General features: G+C 71.0%; 20 protein-coding genes, 2 tRNA genes and 1 other RNA gene. 12 read left to right on the forward strand and 11 right to left on the reverse strand.

Annotated elements, in window-relative coordinates; all coding sequences use genetic code 11:
• Positions 1-69: 69 nt before the first annotated feature.
• Positions 70-822 carry a hypothetical protein gene (locus ADL03_RS36740; RefSeq protein ID WP_053738235.1) on the reverse strand — a complete coding sequence of 251 codons (753 nt, stop codon included), beginning with the start codon at positions 820-822 and terminating at the stop codon, positions 70-72.
• A 61-nt stretch (positions 823-883) separates the two neighbouring features.
• On the opposite strand from ADL03_RS36740, the gene ADL03_RS36745 reads away from it, so the two are divergent.
• Positions 884-2,089 (forward strand): DNA cytosine methyltransferase, encoded by a 1,206-nt coding sequence (locus ADL03_RS36745; protein ID WP_231642747.1) that lies wholly within the window; start codon positions 884-886, stop codon positions 2,087-2,089.
• Positions 2,090-2,396: 307 nt separating this feature from the next.
• On the forward strand, positions 2,397-3,653 hold the full coding sequence (locus ADL03_RS36750; protein WP_053738236.1) for a thioester domain-containing protein: 1,257 nt from the start codon (positions 2,397-2,399) through the stop codon (positions 3,651-3,653).
• 658 nt (positions 3,654-4,311) lie between these two features.
• Here the strand turns inward: ADL03_RS36750 and ADL03_RS36755 are convergent.
• Positions 4,312-5,616 (reverse strand): BNR-4 repeat-containing protein, encoded by a 1,305-nt coding sequence (locus tag ADL03_RS36755; protein ID WP_197288967.1) that lies wholly within the window; start codon positions 5,614-5,616, stop codon positions 4,312-4,314.
• A gap of 189 nt (positions 5,617-5,805) precedes the next feature.
• Here ADL03_RS36755 and ADL03_RS46135 point away from each other — a divergent pair, with 189 nt between their 5' ends.
• Entirely contained in the window at positions 5,806-5,976 is a 171-nt protein-coding gene (locus tag ADL03_RS46135) for an antitoxin (protein WP_082373777.1), read from the forward strand.
• Positions 5,977-6,618, forward strand: a complete 642-nt coding sequence (locus ADL03_RS36760) for a putative glycolipid-binding domain-containing protein (protein ID WP_053738238.1) — start codon at positions 5,977-5,979, stop codon at positions 6,616-6,618. It abuts the gene before it with no gap.
• Positions 6,619-6,718: 100 nt separating this feature from the next.
• On the opposite strand, the gene ADL03_RS36765 is transcribed toward ADL03_RS36760, so the two are convergent.
• The 5 genes from ADL03_RS36765 to ADL03_RS36785 are packed head-to-tail and all read right to left on the reverse strand — an operon-like array spanning position 6,719 to position 13,381.
• Positions 6,719-7,903 carry a thiolase family protein gene (locus ADL03_RS36765; RefSeq protein WP_053738239.1) on the reverse strand — a complete coding sequence of 395 codons (1,185 nt, stop codon included), beginning with the start codon at positions 7,901-7,903 and terminating at the stop codon, positions 6,719-6,721.
• A gap of 17 nt (positions 7,904-7,920) precedes the next feature.
• Complete coding sequence (locus ADL03_RS36770; RefSeq protein WP_053738240.1) at positions 7,921-9,639, reverse strand: hypothetical protein; 1,719 nt, start codon at positions 9,637-9,639, stop codon at positions 7,921-7,923.
• Between the two features lie 9 nt (positions 9,640-9,648).
• On the reverse strand, positions 9,649-11,193 hold the full coding sequence (locus ADL03_RS36775) for a fibronectin type III domain-containing protein (protein ID WP_053738241.1): 1,545 nt from the start codon (positions 11,191-11,193) through the stop codon (positions 9,649-9,651).
• A 9-nt stretch (positions 11,194-11,202) separates the two neighbouring features.
• Positions 11,203-12,141: a prephenate dehydrogenase gene (locus ADL03_RS36780; RefSeq protein WP_197288968.1), complete on the reverse strand. Its 939-nt coding sequence runs from the start codon at positions 12,139-12,141 to the stop codon at positions 11,203-11,205.
• 34 nt (positions 12,142-12,175) lie between these two features.
• A complete protein-coding gene (locus tag ADL03_RS36785; RefSeq protein ID WP_053738243.1) occupies positions 12,176-13,381 on the reverse strand; it encodes a M20 family metallopeptidase in 1,206 nt (401 codons plus the stop codon).
• Positions 13,382-13,441: 60 nt separating this feature from the next.
• On the opposite strand from ADL03_RS36785, the gene ADL03_RS36790 reads away from it, so the two are divergent.
• From ADL03_RS36790 to ADL03_RS36800, 3 genes are all read left to right on the forward strand, one after another.
• Entirely contained in the window at positions 13,442-13,930 is a 489-nt protein-coding gene (locus ADL03_RS36790) for a tRNA adenosine deaminase-associated protein (RefSeq protein WP_053738244.1), read from the forward strand.
• Entirely contained in the window at positions 13,927-14,373 is a 447-nt protein-coding gene (locus ADL03_RS36795; RefSeq protein WP_053738245.1) for a nucleoside deaminase, read from the forward strand. Before ADL03_RS36790 ends, ADL03_RS36795 begins: the two co-directional genes overlap by 4 nt.
• Before the next feature lie 32 nt (positions 14,374-14,405).
• Positions 14,406-14,493: transfer RNA gene (locus tag ADL03_RS36800), tRNA-Ser, on the forward strand.
• Positions 14,494-14,669: 176 nt separating this feature from the next.
• Here ADL03_RS36800 and ADL03_RS36805 read toward each other — a convergent pair.
• Together ADL03_RS36805 and ADL03_RS36810 are read right to left on the reverse strand one after the other, a co-directional pair.
• On the reverse strand, positions 14,670-15,440 hold the full coding sequence (locus ADL03_RS36805; RefSeq protein ID WP_053738246.1) for a maleylpyruvate isomerase family mycothiol-dependent enzyme: 771 nt from the start codon (positions 15,438-15,440) through the stop codon (positions 14,670-14,672).
• Positions 15,441-15,442: 2 nt separating this feature from the next.
• The gene (locus ADL03_RS36810; RefSeq protein ID WP_053738247.1) at positions 15,443-16,213 is read right to left on the reverse strand and encodes a maleylpyruvate isomerase family mycothiol-dependent enzyme; all 771 of its coding nucleotides are present in this window, start codon (positions 16,211-16,213) and stop codon (positions 15,443-15,445) included.
• 199 nt (positions 16,214-16,412) lie between these two features.
• Here ADL03_RS36810 and ADL03_RS36815 point away from each other — a divergent pair, with 199 nt between their 5' ends.
• Entirely contained in the window at positions 16,413-18,848 is a 2,436-nt protein-coding gene (locus tag ADL03_RS36815; RefSeq protein ID WP_197288969.1) for an endonuclease/exonuclease/phosphatase family protein, read from the forward strand.
• Positions 18,849-18,873: 25 nt separating this feature from the next.
• Here ADL03_RS36815 and ADL03_RS44855 read toward each other — a convergent pair whose 3' ends face one another.
• Both ADL03_RS44855 and ADL03_RS36820 read right to left on the reverse strand, forming a co-directional pair.
• Positions 18,874-19,521 carry a GPP34 family phosphoprotein gene (locus ADL03_RS44855; protein ID WP_063798835.1) on the reverse strand — a complete coding sequence of 216 codons (648 nt, stop codon included), beginning with the start codon at positions 19,519-19,521 and terminating at the stop codon, positions 18,874-18,876.
• Positions 19,522-19,579: 58 nt separating this feature from the next.
• Positions 19,580-19,664, reverse strand: a tRNA-Ser gene (locus tag ADL03_RS36820).
• Positions 19,665-19,794: 130 nt separating this feature from the next.
• On the opposite strand from ADL03_RS36820, the gene ADL03_RS36825 reads away from it, so the two are divergent.
• The 4 genes from ADL03_RS36825 to ADL03_RS36835 form a co-directional block, all read left to right on the forward strand.
• Positions 19,795-20,133, forward strand: coding sequence for a YciI family protein (locus ADL03_RS36825; protein ID WP_053738249.1), 339 nt, complete (start codon positions 19,795-19,797; stop codon positions 20,131-20,133).
• 7 nt (positions 20,134-20,140) lie between these two features.
• Positions 20,141-21,364: an RNA polymerase sigma factor gene (locus ADL03_RS36830; RefSeq protein WP_053738250.1), complete on the forward strand. Its 1,224-nt coding sequence runs from the start codon at positions 20,141-20,143 to the stop codon at positions 21,362-21,364.
• 15 nt (positions 21,365-21,379) lie between these two features.
• Positions 21,380-21,474, forward strand: an RNA gene (gene ffs / locus ADL03_RS44860) — signal recognition particle sRNA small type.
• Between the two features lie 55 nt (positions 21,475-21,529).
• On the forward strand, positions 21,530-23,296 hold a 1,767-nt coding region (locus ADL03_RS36835; RefSeq protein WP_053738251.1), incomplete at its 3' end, for a DNA polymerase III subunit gamma and tau.

A 23,296-nucleotide genomic window follows, 5' to 3' on the forward strand; every position in this document is an offset into this window, starting at 1 on the left:
TGTCCGCACGCGGGGACCTTTCGTACGCCAGGAGCGTGCGAAAGGTCCCCGCGTGGCACCTCGAAGGCGTTACCAGGCGCCCTCGTCGCCGTACGAGGCGACGAGGGCGAAGTGGTAGCCCATCAGCGCCGCGGTGACCTCGCGCGGCTGGTGTGAGGGGCGCACGAGGCCTTCCCCGAGCACCTTGGGGCGGGGCTCCACCGCCTCCGGGGTCCGCTTCAGCAGCGCGAGCGCGATCTCGGCGGCTTCGGCGAGCACGTCGTCCTCGTCGTCGAGCATGTCCTGCACGAGCCCGACGACGAACGCGGGCAGCTCCTCCGGCACCGCGCACGCCAGCGCCACCAGGCACCCGACCCGTTCGGACGCCAGCGCCTCGAAGATCTTCGGCGCGCCCTGGGCGACGGCGTGCCGGGTCTGCGTGAGCCAGTCCGGCGCGGTGCGGGGCAGCTCGCGGCCCAGCGCGTTCCACCGCCGGTGCGTGCGGCGGCCGTCCTCGGTGAACCCCTTGCCCGCCAACGCGAGCGCCGCCAGCAGGAAGATCACCCGGTCCCGCACGTCCGCGGCGACCTTGTACGAGGCCCCCAGCTCGACCAGGAACGGCACCGCGCAGAACGACGCCTCCGACACCGTGTCCTCGGTCAGCAGCCGGTCGGCGAGCGAGCCGAACGCGTCCAGCCTGACCTCAGGCGACGGGTCCATCAGCGCACGCAGCAGGCGTGGGAGACGACCGGCGCCGCCACGGCCGTCGTAGACCTCGACCCAGGAAATCCTGTCGAGTCCGCGCAACGGGTCAGGCCGTTGCCAGGCACGCGGCAGCTCCATGCGCGGAAACCTACGGGATGTCCGCCACAGCCATGAGAAGCCTCGCCCGTACGATCTCGCCGTGTCCTTCTCGGTGGCCGACATCTTCTCGGGAGCGGGCGGGATGAGCTTCGGCTTCCACGCCCACCGCGACTTCCGGGTCGTCGGTGCGGCGGACGCCCAGATCGGCAAGCCCTCGTCCCGGCTGGGCTCGTTGCGCTGCAACGACACCTACCGGGCGAACATCGGCGTCGATCCGCTGGAGGTCGACCTCGCCCGCATCTCGCCCTCGGCGTTGCGCGAGGTGTGGGGGCTGCGCCGCGGCGAGCTGGACGTGCTGCTGGCCTGCCCGCCGTGCTCCGGCTTCAGCCGCATCACCGCCGCGAACCACGTGCGTGACGACCCGCGCAACTCGCTGGTCGGCCGGATCGCCGTCTACGCGGAGGAGCTGCGGCCCAGGACGATCCTGGTCGAGAACGCCCGCGAGCTCGTGAAGGGCAAGCAGCGCCACCACTTCGACCAGCTCGCCGAGTCGTTGACCAAGCTCGGCTACGACGTCACCGGCGGCACGCACCTGCTGTCCGACTACGGCCTGCCCCAGCTCCGCGAGCGGACGCTGATGGTGGCCGTGGACGCCGGCCTGCCCATGCGCACGCTGGACGACGTGTGGGAGGGCCTGCAGCTGCGCCCGTCCGCCGCCACCGTGCGCCGCGCGATCGGCAAGCTGCCCCCCGTCGAGGCCGGTGTCGCCCACCCGGACGACCCGATCCACGTGTCGCCCACGTTCTCCCAGGACCGCAGCCTCGACCGGATGCGCGCCATTCCCGCGGACGGCGGTTCGTGGGCCGACCTGCTGCGCTCACCGGACACCGCCGAGTTGTTGAACCCGGCACAACGCAAAATCGTCGAGGAGCAGAACTGGGGCTCCCACCCCGACGTCTACGGCCGGATGTGGTGGGACAAGCCGGCCCGCACCATCAAGCGCGAATGCGGCCACGTCGGCAACGGCCGTTATGCCCACCCCGACCAGCACCGCCTCTGCACGGTCCGCGAGATGGCGCTGCTGCAGGGCTTCCCGCGGCAGTTCAAGTTCGACGTCTCCATTCTCGGCAACGCCTACCGCCACGTGGGCGACGCCGTTCCGCCGCTCATCGCCTACCAGCTGGCCGGCCTCACGAAGTGGATTCTCACCGGCGTCCGCCCGGAACCCCGCGAGCTGTGCCTGCGCGGCACCTCCTTGCGCCCGGGTGACATTCGTCCCACAGTCGTCACCGAATTGGTGGCCTGAGGTTGAACCGCGAGCGTTCCGGGTACGTAGCGGGACGCCGCAAAAGATAACTGTTGGGCAACGAATTTATCGTCACCTGACAAAACCTGTGCATCAACCATCGATCCACTGTGGATCCTTTTCGATGGTTTTCGCAGGTCGCTGACGGTTTGTCGTGATCTTCATACCTCGCTCGATCGGGTGACCCCCATCGGCTAACGTCCCGCTCGCTTCCTGTCGTTTCGGTGTCGACTTCGGAGTCCACCGCCTCGACCGAAGTACTCGACTTTTCCTGCGTTCGGGCTAACTTCAGCGAGCAAGGAGACCCATGGCTTCCCGGTTGAGGATCGGCGCGGCGCTGCTCGGCGCTGCCGCCGTCCTGTCTTTCTCCGCCCTGCCTGCTTCGGCAGACGTCGTCGTCAAGCCCATCGAGGGCGACTGGCAGTGGGGCCACGACGTCTACCTCGTGCCCAATGTCGGCAACACCCCTCCCCGGCACAACGACGAGTTCAGCACCGGCCTGATCGGCGTCGAGCTCAAGGAGGACGGCAGGAAGGACCGCTTCCAGGCGTACTGCGTGGAGCTGCCGACCGACCTCCAGAAGGGCAAGCCCCTCCACGAGGTGCCGTGGGACAAGCACCCCAACCCGAAGAGCAAGTTCACGGAGAACGCGGGCAAGGTCCTCTGGATCCTGACCAACTCGTTCCCGACCAAGTCCGTCGACGACGTCAACGAGAAGTTCGGCGAGGGCAAGAAGCCGTACGACGACCGCGAGATCATCGCTGCCACGCAGGCGGCGATCTGGCACTTCACCGACGGTGCCCAGCTCGACGAGGCCAGGGAGCTCGCGGGCGGCCCGAAGGGCGGCGGCGCTGACCTGGTCAAGCTCTACAACAAGTTCGTGAAGGAAGCCGTCAGCATCGAGCAGCAGCCGAACCCGACGCTGCAGATCGACCCGGCCGACGCCAAGGGCAAGGCCGGCGAGAAGATCGGCCCGTTCAAGGTCACCACGACCGCGTCCGAGGTCCAGCTGACCGCGAAGCTCCCCAAGGGCGTCACGATCACCGACGCCCAGGGCAACCCGCTCACCATCACGCAGTCCGGTGACGAGCTCAAGGCCAAGGCGCAGAACACCAAGGACAAGGTCTCCGAGTTCTTCGTGAACGTCCCGGCCGACGCCGCCGCCGGCAAGGCCGAGCTGAAGGCCAAGGCCGAGGCCGAGCTGCAGGCCGGTCGCCTGTTCGTGTCCGAGGACGCGAACCTGAAGACCCAGTCGCTCGTCATCGCCAAGGACTCCAAGGTCACCGTCGAGAAGCCGGCCAAGGCCGAGTGGACCGCGGCCCCGGTCGTGACGCAGCCGTCGACCCCGTCGTCCACGCCGCCGTCCACGCCGTCCACGACGCCGTCGTCCTCGGCCCCGACCACCACGACGACCCCGGCCGCCCCCGCGCCCGGTGGCTCCGGTGACGAGGACCTCGCCTCGACCGGTGCGTCCATCCTGTGGCCGCTCGTCGGCGGGCTCGTGCTCGTCGGTGGTGGCGTGGGTGCGCTGCTCCTCGTGCGGCGGAAGAAGGCCGGCGCCTGATTTGAGCGCCTGATAGACGAACGCCCCCTGGGTCCGCGCCGGTCCAGGGGGCGTTTGCTTTGTCTTTCTGGGGCTCCGCCCCAGACCCCGACACTCCCAAAGAAGCCGGCCAGCGCCGTGAGCGGGTAGATGGCACGCCTGTTGCTTAGGGCGGCTGCCGGTTCGTCTAGCTCTCACGGAGCGAGCCAGACCTGAGGAGGGGTGTCAACCGGGCGAAAAGCGTGCCCGGTTGACACCCCTCCTCAGGCCCGGCAGACGATCGGAGCGCTAGACGGGGAAGCCACCCACCGCGGAACCGCCGTTGAAGAGCTCTGAACGCCTCGCCTTCGGCTCGATCACACGCCTCGCTTCCGTCTCGATCACATGCCTCGCCTTCGGCTCGCTCAGTTCGTCTTCCCCCGCCTCGCTCAGGCCGCTGCGCGGCGGCCGGTCGGCGCGCTCGAACTGTCAGACCCCCTGAGTACGTTGGGTCGCGGGGGGCCCACCAGCGCGGGGGACCCCTGCGTGAGCCTGCCGGGCGAAGGCGCGAAAACTGTCGGACCCCCTGAGTACGTTCGGACGCGGGGGACCCAGAACCACAGGGGACCCCCGCGCGAGCCTGCAAAAGCACGCGCAGGGGATCCCGCCAGCGAACGCCCGAACGCCCGAGCGCGGCGGCCTAGCGGCGGCTCAGGCCCGCCACGCTGATGTCGCCGTCTGCCACCGCCACGTCCCGCTGCGACGAAGCGCCCGAGAAGATCGCGCGTGCCGGGTCGCGGAAGTTCTCCACCACCTCGACGCGCTGCACGGGCTTGGCCGTGGGGATCACGGTTTCCGCCTCCCAGGTCCGGCCGAACCGCACGAGGTAGGTCAGGACGTTCGGCTTGCCGTCCTCCGTGGCGTACACGCGCCACGTGAGGGGGCTGACGGGTTCGATTTCGCGGGTGCGCAGGCCGCGGGCGACCTCGCGGGTTTCCCAGGTGCGGCCGGTCCACGTTGACAGGTAGTTGTGCAGCGGGCCGTTGTCGGGGTCGCCCGTGAACCACAGCACGAACGGGCGGCCGAGCGTGGTGCCGACCTGCTGGATGTAGTCGGGGGACTTGACGTTGTTCGGCAGGGTCAGCGGGGTTTCCGCGATCTTCAGGAAGGACTCCTGGTCGGTGTCGTCGATCTGGGTGCCGAGGTCGCGGCCGGACGCCGAGTAGAAGTGCAGGGTTCGCGGGTCGAACCACGTGTAGTACAGGTTGCGGTGGTAGCGGTCGTGCTTGTGGCCCTCGAAGCCGCCGCCGGCGAGTGTGTAGGCGATGCGCACGCGGCCGGAGTCCTCCAGGCGGAGCTGGCCGATGTAGATCTCGTTCATGTTGTCGGCGCGGGCGGTGGAGCCGATCGCGAAGCGGTCGCCGGTGAGGTCGGTGGAGGTCTTCCACGTCCTGCCGTTGTCCTTGGACACCACGTACAGCATCGGGCGGGTGTCGGTCGGGACCGACGGGTCCAGGTCGCCGGAGGTCTCGCGGTAGAACACGTAGATCGTGCCGTCGCGGGTCACGAACGGCATCGGGTACGTGGCGGCGTTCTTGGAGATCACGGTCTCCTCCCACGTGCCCTCCGCCGAGTGCGGCTGCGGGGAGCGGGACATCCGCAGCTCGACGTTGTGCATGCCGCGGAAGACCAGCAGGTGGCCGTCACGGGCCTGGACCATCGTCGGGTAGTTGTGCGAGTCGGCGTCGCCGTCGGCGATGCGGCTGGGGGCCGACCACGTGGACCTGCGGTGGTCGTACGTCTGGACGTAGCTGTCCTCGTACTGGCCGGCCCACGAGATGAAGGTCTTGCCGACCTTCTGGTCGTGGACGCCGCCCGCGACCGGGCGGCGGTCGCTCCTGGCCGCGACGTTCGTGGCCGTCGTCGTCACCGTGAAACCCGCGGGTCCGGCCGTGGCGTTGGCCGAGGGGACTGCGACCAGCGGCAGCAGCAGTGCAGCGGACATAACTCCACGCAGGAGCCGTGTCATGTGGCGTTCCTCCTGGATCTGGCCGCGACGGCGGCCGACCAGGCGGCGGCGTGGTCATCATCGTGGCCGCGGAGCCGACTTGTCCAGGTGGAAGTAGCGTGATCGCGGCCTAGCAGAACGTGGGGGGCTCTCGGGTACCCTGCGTCAGGAGCGGAGGAGCACCACATGAACTTCGACGAGATCAAGAACAAGGCACTCGACCTGGCTCAGGAGCACCACGAGCAGGTCGACAAGGGTGTCGACGCGGCGGCGGGCTTCGTCGCGCAGAAGTTCGGTCACGAGGAGCAGGTCGGCTCGGTTGCCGAGAAGCTCAAGGACATCCTTCCAGGTGGATGAGTGAACTCCTTCAACGCCACTGACGCCGGGCGGGTCACCTCGAACGTGGAGGCCCGCTCTCCTTCTGCACGCAGGCCGGAGATGATCACCTGGCAGGGCCTCCACGAGCCCCGCCTGGAACAGGTCAGGCTCCTGCTGTCGAGCGACCAGCGCCTGCGTGCGTCCGGCCGGCTGGTCGCGGCCGGCCCCGACGAGCAGTTCAACGCCTCCTTCGAGGTGTCCGTCGGCGAGAGCGGCCAGGTCAACCGGCTGCTGCTGCGCACGGCCACGGTGCTGGAGGAGCGGCAGTGCTCGCTCAGCCGCACCGAGGACGGCGCCTGGCTCGTCGACCACGGCCAGGGCAGCAAGCGCGAGACGTTCAACGACGCCCTCGACGTCGACGTCCAGTTCTCCGTGCTGTTCAACGCCATCCCCATCCGGCGGCTCGGCCTGCACCGCGAGGAGGGCGAGCACCAGCTGCCCGTCGTGCGGGTCTCGCTGCCCGACCTCACGGTCCGCGCGGTCACCCAGGCCTACAAGACGGTCTCGGTCGGCGACGAGGTCTCGGTGGTGCGGTTCAAGAGCGGCGGGTTCGAGCAGAACATCAAGGTCGACCAGAACGGCCTGGTGCTCGACTACCCGTTGATCTCGAAGCGCATCTGACCGGGCAGAACGCCTCGGACAGCAGCGTTCCGGCGCACCCCTCGGGGTGCGCTCGGAGCGAGAGGTGGGGGCGTGCCGGTGTTCTGAGCAGCAGCGGCCGCTAGACCCTGACCGCCACCGCGACGCCCTGGCCCACGCCGACGCACGCGGCCGCGATGCCCACGCCGCCACCTCGTTGCCGCAGGTGGCGGCACACGTCGATGATCACGCGCGGCATCGAGGCGCCGAGCGGGTGCCCGTAGGCGATGGCGCCGCCGTGCACGTTGACCTTCTCCTTGTCGATCTCCGGCAGGTGGTGCAGCACCGACAACGCCATCGCGGCGAACGCCTCGTTGATCTCCCACAGGTCGACGTCGGCCGCGTCGAGGTGCAGGCGCTTCAGGAGCTTCCTGATCGCGGACACCGGCGCGACGGTGAACCGGTGCGGCTCCTCGCCGGTCGTGGCGCTGCCCAGCACCTCGCCCAGCGGTTCCACGCCCAGCTCGGCCGCGAGCGCCTCGGTGCCCATCAACGCGGCCAGCGCGCCGTCGTTGAGCGGTGAGGCGTTGCCGGCGGTCACCGAGCCGTTCTCGGCGAACGCGGGCTTGAGCTTGGCGAGCTTCTCGGCGCTGGTGTCGGCGCGGACGTTCTCGTCACGGCGCACGGCCGAGCCGTCGGGCAGCTGCACGGGGAACGCGAAACCCTCGTGCACACCCGCGTCCCACGCCGCCGCGGCACGCCGGTGCGACCGCAACGCGAAGTTGTCCATCTGCTCGCGCGTGATGCCGAGCTCGTGGGCCACGGTCTCGGCGGCCAGGCCCAGCGGCACGGTGTAGTGCTTGGGCATGCGCGGGTTGACCAGCCGCCAGCCCAGCGCCGTGGACACCGTTTCCACCCGATCGGGGAACGGCTTGTCCGGCCGCGCCGTCACGAACGGGGCCCGGCTCATGCCCTCGACGCCGCCCGCGATCAGCAGGTCGGCATCACCCGCGACCAGCGCCCGCGCGCCCTGGATGATCGACTCGCCGCCGGAGGCGCACAGCCGGTTCAGCGTCACGCCCGGCACGCTCACCGGCAGCCCCGCCAGCAGCACCGCCATGCGCGCCACGTTGCGGTTGTCCTCACCCGCGCCGTTCGCGTCGCCGAGCAGCACGTCGTCGATGCGCGCGAGGTCGAGGCCGGGGTGGCGGCGCAGCAGGTCGACGATCGGCAGTGCGGCGAGGTCGTCCACCCGGATGCCGGACAGACCACCCCGGTATCGGCCGAACGGCGTACGGGCTGCGTCGAGGATCAAAGCGCGGGCCATGGCCCCATCTTGCGGTACTAGGGCTTCAGCAAGAAGGGAACGTAACCCGTTTCGGGGTGTGCCTCCGGGTCGGTGCTGAACGCCCTGACCTCGATCGCGTGCGGCCCCTCGACCATGGAGCCGGTGTTCAGTGAGATCCGCCACCGGCCCGCGCCGGCGGGTCCGTCGGCCGTGGTGGGGACGGTCGCGATGTGGTTGCCGTCGAGCCTGACCTCGAACCCGGCCAGGCCCGCGACCGCCGCGTCCAGCGCGGAGATCCGGATCTCCAGCACCACCCGGCCCCTGGTGAGCGCGGCACCGTTCGGGACGGGCTGACCGCCGGAGTCGAGCACCTCGGCGACGGGGTCGGCCAGTGACGGGCGGGCGTCCACGAGCGGCGTGCCGGGGTCGCTCTTCGAGATGCCGGAGGTGCGGCTCGTGAGCTCCACGTCCGTGTGCGTGACCTGGACGCGTTCGGCGGTGGCGAGCTGCACGTCCAGGCTGTCGGTGAAGGCCTCCGCCGGCAGGTCGGCCACGGCCGGGTACTCGGCGCCGGGCTTCCACGCCTGACCTTCGACGGCGGGCCGCAGCGGCACCTCGACGCCGTTGACCTTCACCCGGTCGACCGGCGGGCCCTCCCGCGAGGGGATGAGCGCGAGCCGCAGCTGTCCCGCGGTGACGTTCGGCAGCGGGGTGGTGGCGCTGGGCGCGGCGTCGACGCGCACGGCAGGAGGAGGCACGTTCGGCGGTGCCTCCGCGGCGCCCGCGCGGAAGCCGATCAGGTCGATGCCGGCCCTGAGCCGGTCACCGGCCAGCGCGGCGACCCCGACGAGCGCCGTCGCCTCACGCCACTGCGGCACGAACGGCGAGGTCGCGACCACCTCGCCGTCACGGTGCAGCTGGATGCCGCCGGAACCCAGCACCAGCTCCCAGCGCACGGTCATGCCCGGCACGGCAGCGGGGATCGGCCTGGTCACGACACCGTCGGGAACCAGTTCGGCGACCGAGTTGCCGGCCGCGTCGGTGCTGATCGTGGCACGGACGGCGGTCGGCAGCACCGGGTCACCCTGCACGCTCACCGGACCCGGAACCAGGTCCAGCAGCAGCTTCCCGCCGGTGCCGGGGGCGTCCGCCTCCACGACGAACCGGCTCTCGTCCGCGCCGCGCACGAACGGCGTGCGGGCGCGCAACGACACCGCGCGCGTGCCGCAGCTGGTGCCGATCACGAGCCGGTCGTGGTCGTCGCCGTCACCCGAGGTCGCACGGGCGCAGTCGGTGCGCTTGCCGAACCGCCAGAGCCTCTGGTCCGGCACCTCGTTGCCGTCGAACCGGTCGACGAACGAGTAGGGCGCGTTGTCGGCGCGTGGCGTCGCCTTCGTGACCGCGGGCTCGGAGTACTGGCCGAACGAGTCGACCGCGCGGACCTCGATCTGCTGCTCCTGCTCGTTGCGCAGGCCGTTGAGCTGGGTGCCGGGCCGGGTCACGAGCTTCGTGCGCTCGCCCCAGCGCACCTCGTAGGCGGGCGCCTCGCCGGTCCACGTGAGCTGCACGCGGTGGTTGCCGGGCCGGGCGGTGACGGCACCCGGTTTCGCGGGACGGCCCTGCGGGCTCGGCACGAGCACCTGGTCGGCCGCGAACGCCTTGAGCTTCGTCGGCGGCGGGGGAGCGGTGGGCGCGCTCGTGTTGTCGGTGTCCCTGAGGAGGACGACACCGATCACCAGGGCGAGGCCTGCGACGGCGAAGGCGACCCGCTTCATGTGGTCAAGCTAAGGCGTCGTGCGCAGCTCGAACACGGTTTCGGTGGTAACGGGTTCGCCATGATCCGCCGGAAGGACGCTCAGCTTGAGCCGGGGGCGGGCACCGAGGCGTGCGGCGTCGAGCCAGAACTCGTGCCGGCCGGGCACCGCGTTGCCCTGCTCGTTCGTCGGCAACGCGACGATGCGCCTGCCGTCGAGCTCCAGCTCGATGCCGCGGTGGCCGATGGCGTTGATCTCGGCGGTGACGAGGACGCGTCCGGTCCCCGGCAGCCGCTGCGGCGGCGCGGTGCCGTCCTCGTGCATGACCTGGAGGCGGGGAGGGCCGGTCTTGATGCCGCCCGGCCGGTCCGGGAGCCTCGGCAACGAGCCGGGCCGGCTCTCCGGCCTGCGGAACACCACGAGCTGCGCGTCCTTCGCCGCGCTGACCTTCCGGCTGGTCAGCGGCACGTCGGTGACTGCGGGAGCGCCGCCGTCGAGCTGGACGAGCTTCGCGGCGATGGCGTCGTCCGGCAGCTCGGTGGTGGCCGGGACGACCTCGGTGGGCACCGCGCGTTCCTCGACGCCGCCGACGCCGAACATGTCGAGGAAGCCGCCGCCGTCGATGCGGATCCGCGGGTGCATCAGCGGGGTCTTCAGCACGACCGCCTCACCCGCCACGACCACGCCGTCGCGCACCGCGAGCACGGCGTCGGGCAGCACCCGCAGCTCCCACCGGTGCCGCACGCCCGCGACCAGCCCGGTCAGCGGCGCGTCGCCGAGCTGGATCTGCCGGCCGCTGCGGGGCAGGTCGGGGTCGGCCACGATCCGCGTGCCCTGGGTGGTGATGTCGAGGCTGACCGCGCCCTTGGGCTGGAACTCCTGGTCCTTCAGGAAGTGCCACGGGTCGGGCAGCAACGTGAGCCGCACGTGGCTCGACTCGACCGCGCCGGCGACGCTGACGATCGCCCGCCCGACCGCGCCGTCCTGGCCGGGCACGCCGAACCGGATCGGCGTGTTCGACTGGAACATCGCCGTGCTGCAGTCGACGTCGACCCGCCTGCTCTGCCCGAACGGCCGCAGCCCCAGGCAGTTGTCCTCCGCCTCGACCCGCCACTTGCGCGGGTCGAGCGACTCGGGCCCGTCGAACCGGTCCGGCTGCCCGACCAGCTGGTCGTCCCACCGGTCGTTGTAGAGGTCCTTCGGCGTGGCGGCGATCATGAGCGGCTCCGAGCGGCGCCCGACCGCGTTGACCGCGCGGACCTCGACCCGGACCTCCTGGTCCGGCCGCAACCCGGCCAGCTCCACCTCGGGGTTCGGCACCAGCTGCTCGTTGCCGTTCCACCGCACCTCGTAGGCCGGCGCGCTCCCGGTCCAGCTGACCTGCAAGGCGTCCGCGTCGAGCGCCTGCGCCCTGGCACTCGCCGGCTTGACCGGCTCCTGCTGCCGCACGACCTGCACCTGGTCGTCGATCTCGCGCTTCAGGTTGTCCGGCGCGTCGCTCGCCCGCAGTGCGACCACAGCGGCCGCGACGAGCGCCAGTCCACCGAGCCCACCGGCGAGCGTCCGTCGATCCACCGGGAGACCCTACGACGTTTCCGCTGTGGCGGTGCTTCCGTTCAGCCCAACCACGCGCCCCCCGCGGGACCCGAGGTTGCGCAGCGCCGCGAGCGCCCCCGGCTTGGCCAGGTCGATCGTCACCGGGGTCCGCTGCGGCTGGTTGACCAGCGCGTTGCGGCCCTCGTGCCCCGCGTCGATGGTCTTGGCGAGCCCACCGGTGCTCGCGAGCGACCCCCGTGCCGCCCCCAGCCGCCCCAACGCGTCGTCCACCGCCGTGAGCAGCGCGTCCCGGTTCCCCTCGCACATCGCCCTGACGAGCTCCGGCCGGCTCCCCGCGACCCGCGTGCCGTCCCCGAAGCTGCCCGCCGCCAGCGCCAGCGCCAGCGGCCCGCCACCCGCACCGACCGCCGCCAGCACCGCGGCCAGGATGTGCGGCAGGTGGCTGATCCGCGCCACCGCCTCGTCGTGCTCCTCCGGAGTGGTGGGCACGACGTGCGCGCCCAGGTCCAGCGCGAGCCGCATGACGTCGTTCAGGTGGTCGTCCGCCTCCTCCGGCGTCACCACCCACGCGGCACCGCCGAACAGCGTCGCGCTCCCCGCGTCCCACCCGCTGCGGCTCGTCCCCGCCATCGGGTGCCCACCCACGAACCGCACCTGCGGCGCATACCGGTGCACGGCGTCGTGGACCGGCCCCTTCACGCTGGTCACGTCCGTGAGCCTGGTCCCCGGCGGAACCTTCCTGAGCAGGTCCGGCAGCGCGGGCAGGGGCACGGCGAGCACGACGAGCGCCTCGGGGTCGCGACCGAGTGCCTCCTCGACGGAGACGACCTCGAAGCCCTCGCCGCGCGCCCTGTCCGCGTCCTCCCTGCTCGCCGTGGCACCCCACACCGTGCGCCCGGCCGCCTTGGCGCCCCGCAGCACGGACCCGCCGATCAGTCCCAGTCCGATCACGCACACGCTTCGCACGCAGCACATCATTCCGTGCGAGGCGGCCTCGGACCTACCGGAGGGCGTCCAGCGCGAACGCCGCGTACATCGCCACCCCGTGCTCCATCGACGCCTCGTCGAACAGCACCCGGTTCGAGTGGTTCGGTGCCGCCTCCTCCACGTCGACCCCGCGCGGGCAGCCGCCGACGAACGCCAGCGCCCCCGGCACCCGTTGCAGCACGTAGGAGAAGTCCTCCGCACCCATCAACGGGTCCGGCAGCGGCTCGCTCCACGACGGCCCCATCGCCGCCGCCGCGAGGTCCACCACGTGCTGCCCGACCGCGTCGTCGTTCACCGTCACCGGGTAGCCGGGCACGATGCTGATCTCCGCGTGGCACCCGTACGCGGCCGCCGTGTGCTTCACGACCTGCTTGAGCTCGGTGTGCACCTGCTTGCGGGTGAGCTCGGACAACGTCCTGATCGTGCCGTCCAGCGTCGCCACCTCGGGGATGACGTTGGTCGTGGTGCCCGCCCTGATCTGCGCCACGGTCACCACGGCCGGCTGGTGCACGCTGATCCGCCGCCCCAGCATCGTCTGGATCGCGCCCACCATCGCCGCCGCGGCCGGCACCGGGTCGAGCGCGTTGTGCGGCATCGCGCCGTGGCCGCCGCGGCCCTTCACGTGGATGTGGAACGTGTCGGCCGAGGCCATGATCGGGCCCGGCCGGCACGTGACCACGCCCGAACGCAGCTTGGACGTGATGTGCAGCGCGAACGCCTTCTCCACGCCGCCGTCGAGCAGGCCTTCCTCGATCATGTACCGGGCGCCGTGGTAGCCCTCCTCGCCCGGCTGGAACATGAACAACACCCGGCCCCGCAGCGCGTCGCGGCGGTCGGCGAGCAGGCGGGCGGACGTGGCCAGCATCGCGACGTGCGTGTCGTGCCCGCAGGCGTGCATCGCCCCGTCCACCTCGGACGCGAACGGCAGCCCGGTGTCCTCCTGCAGTGGCAGGCCGTCCATGTCGCCGCGCAGCAGCACCGTGGGCCCCGGCCGGTCGCCCTCCAGCACCGCGACGACCGACGTCGTCGAGCTGCCCGTGGTGACCTCCAGCGGCAGCCCCTCCAGGGCGTGCAGGATCGCCGCCTGCGTCTTCGGGAGCTGAAGACCCTGTTCGGGGTGGCGGTGGACCTGCCGCCGCAACGCGACCGTGCGCGGCTGCAGCGCGCGGGCCGCCTCGAGCAGTCCGACGAAACGGGGTTCCGGTGTGGTTGTGCTCATCCTCCGATGGTCGCACCACCTCAGCTACCGGGAAGGTCGTCTGGGCCCTACGGTGTGCACATGACACAGCAGGAGCCGGTCACCGGCTTCGCGGTCGCGGTCGTCCGGGAGGACGGCCGCTGGCGGTGCAGCAGGATGGACAGCTCCGCGCTGTCCGAGCTGGACGCGGCGATCACGGAACTGCGCCAGCTCAGGTCGACCGGCGCGGCGTTCGGCCTGCTCGCCGTGGACGACGAGTTCTTCATCGTCCTGCGCCCGGTCCCCGGCGGCGTGTCCCTGCTGCTCTCGGACGCCGCCGCGGCCCTCGACTACGACATCGCCGCCGACGTCCTCGACCTCCTGCGCGTCGACCCGCCCGACGAGGAGGACACCGAGCTCTGGCCGGAAGGCGACCTCGGCGTGCTCGCCGACCTGGGCATGCCCTCCCACGAGCTCCAGATCATCGTCGACGAGGTCGACCTCTACCCGGACGAGCAGCTCCAGATGATCGCCCAGCGCATCGGGTTCATCGACGAGTTCGTGCAGCTGCTCGACACCATCCAGGCGTGACCGACGAAGACCTGGTCCGCACGGCCATCCGCGCGGCCGCCGACGCCGGCGAGGACGTCCCGATCGGCGCCGTCGTGTTCGCCCCCGACGGCACCGTGCTCGCCCAGGCCCGCAACGCCCGCGAAGCCCTCGGCGACCCCACCGCCCACGCCGAGGTCCTGGCCCTGCGCGAAGCCGCCACGAAGTACGGCGACGGCTGGCGCCTCGACGGCTGCACCCTCGCCGTGACCCTCGAACCCTGCACCATGTGCGCCGGCGCCCTCGTCCTCGCACGTGTCTCCCGACTCGTCTTCGGCGCCTGGGAACCCAAAACGGGCGCCGTGGGCTCCCTGTGGGACGTCGTCAGGGACCGCCGCCTCAACCACCGGCCAGAGGTGCGCGGCGGAGTGCTCGAAGAAGAGTGCGCTGACCTGCTCGAACGCTTCTTCCGGACCCAGCGTTAAACCCCTGGATCCGACTGTGTATTGTTCTTACCGGTGGCGTGTCCGAGCGGCCGAAGGAGCACGCCTCGAAAGCGTGTGAGGTGCAAGCCTCCGTGGGTTCAAATCCCACCGCCACCGCCAAAGCTGCTGGGCGAGTGCTCGTGGAGAGCACTCGCCCTTTGCTTTGTCGGGTGTTTTGTGGGGGCGGAGCCCCCACGCCCCGCCCTGGGAGGCTTCGCCCCCAGACCCCCAGCCAGGTTGCGGAGGGTTGAGGAGTGGGTCACCTGAGTCCGTGGCTGCGCCACGTGGAACTTGGGTCAAAAGCGCATCGCGCCTAGGAAGTTGTTCAGTAGGGCGTGGTCGCCGGTCGCTTCGAGGTCGGCTGGCGGGCGGCGTTGCAGCAGGGTCAGGAGCAGGTCGAACGCTGGGGCGCGCAGGGACGCTGACCACTGTTGTTCGCCTTCGGTCACCTGTGCGGTGTTGCCGGTCAGGTCGACGGTCCACTGGGCGCCGGTGTCGGTGGCCTCGAAGTACAGGACGCCGGTTCCGAGTAGCGGCGTGGCTTCGGGGCGCAGGGTGAAGATGATGCGCTGGATCGTGGTCATCCACTCGTGGAGGCCGTCGTCGGCGAGTGACGGGGCGACCTCGAACGGAAGGCCTAGGGCCTGGGCCGCGTCCCAGCGGTGGACCACCGTCTCGTGGGCCATCCGCCGCGACCAGAAGTCCGGGCCGGGCACACCGGGCAGGACGACCGCGATCATGTCCTGCGGGTCGGCGGCCAGCAGCGTGTCCGAGATCAGCGCCGCACCCTCGGTCAGCCACGGCCCGAGGACGTCGGCCGTCTCCCCGGCGTACCCGGAGACCGAGTGCGCCTTGCTCAGCGAGCGGTCGATCTCCGGGAAACGCTCGCCGACCATCTGCGCCACCCACCGGTGCGCGTGGCCGACGTGGCGCAGCAGCTGGTTCAGCGTCCAGTCCGGGCACGACGGCACCGGCACCGACAGGTCGGCGCCGTCGACCGCGGACACCAGCAGGGAAGTCTCGGAGACGATCGTGGCGAGGCGTTCCCGGTAGCTCGATGACCCCATGGTCAAAAACGTACGCGCTCCAGCAGCAGGTCGAGCAGCTCCCGGTCGCCGAACACCTCAAGGCCCGCCACCGGTTGCCTGCGGTAGACGGCCAGCACCAGGTCCAGCACCGGGCCGCGCACCGCGACCGAGGCCTTCTCGTGCCCCTCGCGCACCACCGGCGCCGGTCCGGTGAGGTCGATCAGGAACTCCGCCTCGACGTCCGTGGCGTGCAGGTGCACCGTCCCGGAACCGGCGAGCGGAGCCGTCTCGGAGGGCCACCGCTGGAAGGCGTAGGGCAGTGCGAGGCCGGTCCACTCGCGCAGCGTGTCCTGGGCGAGCTCGGGATCCAGGGAGAACGGCCGGCCCAGCGCGTTCATCGCGTCCCACCGGTGCAGCACGGTCTCGTGCGTCATCCGCCGCGACCACACCCGCGGGCCGGGGTGGCCGTTCACCGGCGCGATCATCTCGTCCGGGTCGACGGACCGCAGCACCTCCGCCAGCGAGGCCGCGCCCTCCTGCAACCAGGGGATCAGCACGGAGGCCGGTTCGCCCGCGTACGAGGACAGCAGGTGGGCGCCGTTGCGGGAGAAGTCGATCTCCGGCAGCCTCTCGCGGAGCATCACGTCGGCCCAGCGGTGGGCGTGGCCGAGGTGCCGCAGGAGTTGGTTGAGGGTCCAGTCGGGCGTCGAGGGCACCTGAACGGCCAGGTCAGCGCCCTCGAGCTCGGAAGTCAGCAGTGCGGTCTGGTTGATGATCTCGGCGCAGCGGCGCTCGTAGCTCGGAATCCCCACACCGACAAACATAGGGACGCCGGCCGGTGCCTGGGAGGGGCCCACTGGCCGGCGTTCCGTTTTCGAGCATACACCATGATCGAACACTTGTTCGAGTGATCATTGATGGGCCAACCGGTTAACCGTTAGTGACAACGGCTTCCAAACATCACCTGATCGGGGAAGGATGCGGCGGTCCGCCGCATCCCCTGGAGGAGTTTTGAGACCCACCCTGCCCGGCGTCGGGACAGCGGTGGTGGCGCTCGTGTTCGCCGCCGTCCCCGCCGTCGCCGCACCCAGCCCAGACGCGTTGATCTCCGAGGTCTACGGGGGCGGCGGCAACTCCGGTGCCACCCTCACGCAGGACTTCGTCGAGCTCGCGAACAAGGGCACCGCCCCCGTCGCCCTGGACGGCTTCAGCGTCCAGTACATCTCGGCGAGCCCCGGCGCGAGCACGCAGTGGGGCGTCACGCCGCTGACGGGCAGCATCGCGCCCGGCAAGACGTTCCTCGTGGCGCAGGCCAAGGGCTCCGGCGGCACGGTCGAGCTGCCCGCCCCGGACGCCACCGGCACCCTCGCCATGAGCGGCACCGGCGGCACCATCGCGCTCGTCTCCGGTACCACGCCGCTGACCTGCAAGACCGCCGCCGACTGCGCCGCGGAGCCGCGCGTCAAGGACCTTGTCGGCTACGGCTCGGCGACCGTGCGCGAAACCACCGCGACGGGCGCGCTGAGCAACACCACCTCGGCCGCCCGCAAGGCGGGTCTCCCCGACACCGACGACAACTCCGCCGACTTCACCGTCGGCAGCCCCACCCCGACCAACTCCAAGGGCGAGACCCCGGGCGGCGGCAACCCGGACCCCGACCCGGACCCCGTGCCCGGCGACAAGCGCATCCACGACATCCAGGGCGTCACGCGCATCTCGCCGCTCCTCGGCCAGAAGGTCACCAACGTCCCCGGTGTCGTCACCGGCACGCGTGCCACGGGTGACCGCGGCTTCTGGATCCAGGACACCAAGGGCGCGGACGCCGACCCGCGCACCAGCGAGGGCGTGTTCGTCTACACGGCCGGCACCGCGCCGACCGTCGCGGTGGGTGACGAGGTGCTGGTCAGCGGCACGATCGCGGAGTACCGGCCGGGCGGTGAGACGGGGTCGAACCAGACCCTCACCGAGATCACCCAGGCCACGACGGTCACGCTGTCGAAGGGCAACGCGGTCCCGGCGCCGGTCGTCGTGAAGAACGTCCCGGCCGGCTACCTGCCCGCTCCCGGCGGCAGCATCGAGCAGCTCCCGCTGGAGCCGGAGAAGTACGGCCTCGACTACTTCGAGTCGCTCGAAGGCACGCTCGTGCAGGTCAACGACGCCCGCGTCGTCGGCCCGAGCAACAACTTCGGCGAGGTCTGGGTGACCGTCAACCCCGACCAGAACCGCAACCAGCGCGGCGGCACCACCTACACCGGCTACGACCAGCAGAACAGCGGCCGTCTGAAGATCAAGACCGCCGGCGCCCTGCCCGCGTCGAACGTCGGTGACGTGTTCGCCGGTGCGACCGTCGGTGCCATCGAGTACACGAACTTCGGCGGCTACACGCTGGCCGCGCTGACGCTCGGCACGCACACCTCCTCGAACCTGCAGCGCGAGGTCACCGCGCAGCAGAAGGAGTCCGAGCTCTCGGTCGCGACCTACAACGTCGAGAACCTCGACCCGTCCGACCCGCAGGAGAAGTTCGACCGGCTCGCCGACGGCGTGACCACGAACCTGCGCAGCCCGGACGTCGTCGTGCTGGAGGAGATCCAGGACAACAACGGCGCCACCAACGACGGTGTCGTGGCCGCGGACCAGACGCTGCAGAAGTTCTCCGACGCCATCGTCGCCAAGGGCGGCCCGCGCTACCAGTGGCGCCAGATCGACCCGGAGAACCTGAAGGACGGCGGCGAGCCTGGCGGCAACATCCGGGTCGGCTTCTTCTTCAACCCGCAGCGCGTGTCCTTCGTGGACCGTCCCGGCGGCGACTTCAAGACGCCGGTCCAGGTCGTGAAGAAGAACGGCCGCGCCGCGCTGTCGGTGTCACCGGGCCGCATCGACCCGCTGAACGACGCGTGGGCCAACAGCCGCAAGCCGCTCGCCGGTGAGTTCAAGTTCCGCGGCCGCACGGTCTTCGTGGTCGCGAACCACTTCAACTCCAAGGGCGGCGACGAGGCGGTCCACGGCCGCAACCAGCCGCCGAGCCGTTCCTCCGAGGTGCAGCGCGGCAAGCAGGCGGCGGCGCTCAAGGCGTTCACCGAGCAGCTGCGCGCGGTCGACAAGGGCGCCAACGTGGTGCTCGCCGGCGACCTGAACGACTACCAGTTCTCGCCCGCGCTCAAGACCCTGACCGGCGACGGGAACCTGAAGGCGCTGATCGAGACGCTGCCCGTGAACGAGCGGTACAGCTACGTCTTCGAGGGCAACTCGCAGACGCTCGACCACCTCGTGATGAGCAAGAACATCACGCGCTTCAGCTACGACGTGGTGCACATCAACGCCGAGTTCGCCGACCAGGCGAGCGACCACGACCCGCAGATCGTCCGCGCCCGCCCGTCCACGGGTGACGCGAACGTCGACCGGATCGTGTTCGCGCTCGAGGACGTCATCGACTGCCTCAAGAAGTAACCGGTTCGCCGCTGCCGTCGTCGTGTCATCCACCGGATGACGCGGCGGCGGCAGCGGCCGTTGCGGCCACCACACCGGCCTGGATCGCCTCGACCGCCTTGCGCACGGCGTCACCGGCCCACTTGCCGGCCGCGATCTGCTTGGCCCGCCTGGTCATCTCGCGCTTGTCGCCGTCGACCACCTTGTGCACGGCCTTCACGGCGTGCAGCAGCGTGATCAACGAGCCGGTGCGCGCATCCGCTTCCCGGTACCCGAGCGCGACGTCGCCCACGGCCTTGCGCACCTCGAGCGCCACACGTTCGTCGGCGATCCGGTAGCTCTTCGCCGGAAAGATCCCGAGCACCTTGCGCGGCTCGACCCGCACCACGCCGCGGTCCACCAGCCGCGCGGCCACGTTGTCGCGCACCTTCTTGCGCAGCCGCTCCACCGCCTTCTGCGGCTTCAACGGCTTGTCGATCCGCGCCACCGACTCCCGCAGCAACGGGTCGGCCACCGGTGCCGGATCGACGACCTGGAGCTTCTTGCCGTCCGGCTCGAACGCGACGAGCCCGGAGTTCACCAGCTCGATGAGCACGGCACCGGCGAGCGCGTTCTCCACCGACGACGAGTCGGCGCGCAGCTTTCCGTTCTGCTCGTTGATGAACAACAACATCAGGTCATCAGGCAGCATCATGCAACCGTAACGCCAGAAGGGCGCCGAACGGTGAGGTTCGACGCCCTTCATCAGCGAGCGGAGGATACGGGATTTGAACCCGTGAGGGGGTGAACCCAACACGATTTCCAGTCGTGCGCACTAGGCCGCTATGCGAATCCTCCGTGGAGAACCTTACCGGACGGGTGTTCCGGGGCCCAAAACGGGGGTCGCCGGAAAAAGTCGGGGCCGCTGTGTCGATCTGGCGGTGGTCCGCTCGTCGTGATCCCGTAAGACCGAACCGAGGAGGACTTCGTGAAGTACATGCTGTTGATCCACGCGGCCGCCGACCAGCAGTCGAGCTGCACCGTCGAGGACTGGATCGCCCACGAGAAGGAGATGAGGGAGGCGGGCGTGCTCGTCTCCGGGCACTCCCTCGCGGACCTGGTCACCGCCACCACCGTCCAGGTCGGACCGGACGGCAGGCGGACCGTCACGGATGGACCGTTCGCCGAGACCCGCGAGGTGCTCGGCGGCTACGAGGTCATCGACGTGCCGGACCTCGACGCGGCGCTGGAGTGGGCGGCGAAGTGCCCCGGCTCACGTGACGGCGGCGCTGTCGTCGTGCGGCCGATCGCAGAGTTCGACCTCTGAGTCGGCGATGAACGTCGAGCAGGTGTTCCGGGAGGAGCGCGGCCGGCTGCTCGCCACCCTGGTCAAGCGCTTCGGCGACCTCGACCTCGCCGAGGAGGTCACCTCCGACGCGATCGAGGCGGCGTTGCGGCACTGGCCGGTGGACGGGGTGCCGGCACGGCCCGGCGCGTGGTTGCTCACGACCGCGCGCCGCAAGGCCGTCGACCGGCTGCGGCGCGACCGGGTGCACGCGGCCCGGCTGGCGTTGCTGCAGGTGGAGGTCGACCGCGCGGACCCGCCGGCGGGCGACGCGCTGCCGGACGAGCGGCTGGAGCTGTTCTTCACGTGCGCGCACCCGGCGTTGCCCGCGGAGGACCGCGGCGCGCTGACCCTGCGCTGCCTGGCCGGTTTCACGACGCCCGAGGTCGCGCGGGCGTACCTGGTGCCGGTCGCGACGATGCAGCAGCGGATCGTGCGTGCGAAGAAGAAGATCAGCCAGGCGCGCATCCCGTTCCGCGTGCCCGACCCGCACGAGCTCCCGGAACGCCTGCCCGGCGTGCTGCAGGCCATCTACTCGATCTTCACCGAGGGCTACGCCGCCCAGCGCACGGACCTCGCGGAGGAGGCGATCCGGCTGGCCAGGATCCTGCGCGGCCTGCTGCCGGACCGCGAGGTCACCGGCCTGCTGGCGGTGCTGCTGCTGGTCCACGCCCGCAGGGACGCGCGCGCCGAGCTGCTGGAGGACCAGGACCGGTCGCTGTGGGACCGGGACATGATCGCCGAGGGCAGCGCACTCGCCGAGGAGGCGCTGACCGGCGGCTACGGCCCGTACGGCGTGCAGGCGGCGATCAACGCGCTGCACGACGAGGCACCCGACTTCGCCGACACGGACTGGCCGCAGATCGTGGCGCTCTACGACGTGCTGCTGAAGCTGGTCCCGTCCCCGGTGGTCGCGCTGAACCGGGCCGCCGCGATCGCCGTGCGCGACGGCGCCGCGGCGGGGCTGGCGTTGCTCGATCAGCTGGCCGACGAGCCGAAGCTCCGCGACTACCACCCGTACCGGGCGGCACGCGCCGACCTGCTGCACCGCCTGGGCCGTTCCGCCGAGGCCGCTCAGGCGTACCGGGAGGCCATCACGCTCGCGGGCACCCCGTCCGAGCAGGACTTCCTGCGCCGCAGGCTCGCCGCCGTCGAGTTGTCCACAGGTGGGGACAACGTTGTGGGTAACTCGAACACACGTTCGAAGAACTAGATCGGCTACACTTGCGTCGGACCTCGTGCGGCACACATCTCGCGAACCTCCCCAGGGCCGGAAGGCAGCAAGGATAAGCGGGCTCTGGTGGGTGCACGGGGTCCCCTTTTGTCTCCGCTGACGGGACTCGCGGTTCTGTCGGGGTCCACCGGTACTGTTCCTGCCGTGGCGCTCGCTCTGTATCGCAAGTACCGTCCGGCCACGTTCTCCGAGGTCGTTGGCCAGGAGCACGTGACCGACCCGCTGCGCGTCGCCCTGTCGGCAGGCCGGGTGAACCACGCCTACCTGTTCTCGGGTCCACGCGGCTGCGGCAAGACCTCGTCGGCCCGCATCCTGGCCCGTTCGCTCAACTGCGTGAAGGGCCCGACCCCCGACCCGTGCGGCGAGTGCAACAGCTGCATCGGCCTCGCGCCCAACGGCACCGGCAGCGTCGACGTCGTGGAGCTCGACGCGGCGTCCCACGGTGGCGTCGAGGACGCCCGCGACCTGCGTGACAAGGCCTTCTACGCCCCCGCGGAGGCCAAGTACCGCGTCTTCATCATCGACGAGGCGCACATGGTCACCACGCAGGGCTTCAACGCCCTGCTGAAGATCGTCGAAGAGCCGCCGGACCACCTGATCTTCATCTTCGCCACCACCGAGCCGGACAAGGTCCTCCCGACCATCCGCTCCCGCACGCACCACTACCCGTTCCGGCTGATCCCGCCCGGCGTGATGCGCGGCCTGCTCGAACGCAACTGCGCAGCCGAGGGCGTCACCGTCGAGCCCGCCGTCTTCCCGCTGGTGATCCGCGCCGGCGGCGGCTCCGCCCGCGACACCCAGTCCGTGATGGACCAGCTCCTCGCCGGCGCGGGCCCGGAGGGCGTCACCTACGAGCGCGCCATCAGCCTGCTCGGCGTGACCGACGCGGCGCTCATCAACGACGTGGTCGACGGCCTGGCCGCGGGCGACGGCGCGTCCGTCTTCAGCACCATCGACCGCCTGGTCGAAGCCGGCCACGACCCCCGCCGCTTCGCCTCCGACCTCCTCGACCGCCTGCGCGACCTGGTCCTGCTCTGCGCCGTCCCCGACGCGGGCGACCGCAACCTGGTCAGCGCCCCTGCGGACGAGCTGGCCACGATGTCGGCCCAGGCCGAGCGCATCGGCCCGGCCACCCTGACCCGCTACGCCGAAATCGTGCACGCGGGCCTGGTCGAGATGCGCGGCGCCACCGCCCCCCGCCTGCTGCTGGAGCTACTCTGCTCCCGCATGCTGCTGCCCTCGGTCTCCCAGTCGGAAGCCGCCCTGCTGCAACGCCTCGAACAACTCGAACGCCGCCCACCCGCGACCATCGCCCAGGGCGGCGACCCCGCCACCCCCGCGCCGCCCGGCGCACCGGTCTTCACCCGCAGGTCCCAGCAACCCACCGCCGCGCCCCCGGTCGCCGCCGCCCCGGTAGCCGCCGCCCCGGTCGCCGCCGTTGCCGCCGCTCCGGTCGTGGCCGCCGTCGCCACTCCACCCGCGCCAGCTCCCGTTCCTGCTGCCGCTCCCGTTCCTGCTCCCGCCGCGGTGCAGCCCCCCGTCGCCCAGCCGTCGGCTCCCGTTGTGGCAGCCGCTCCTGCGGCGCCCCTCGTCGCGGCGGAGCCGTCGACCCCGGTCACCACGGGCGGAATGGACGCGATGGCGGTCCGCCGCATCTGGTCCGAACTGCTCGCCGCAGTCCGCTCCACGAGCCGCAGCACCGAGGCGATGCTGACGAACGCGATGGTCAGCGAGGTCGACGGCAACGTCGTCACCATCGCCCACACCTCCGCCCCACTGGCCCGCCGCCTGGCCGAGGCCCGCAACACCGAGGCCATCGCCACCGCCCTGGCCACCGTCCTCGGCGGCACCTGGCAGGTCCGCTGCATCCACGGCACCCCCGGTGCCACCTCCCAGGCCACCACCCCGGCC

It is taken from the genome of Nocardia sp. NRRL S-836, assembly GCF_001279525.1.
GTDB lineage: Bacteria > Actinomycetota > Actinomycetes > Mycobacteriales > Pseudonocardiaceae > Lentzea.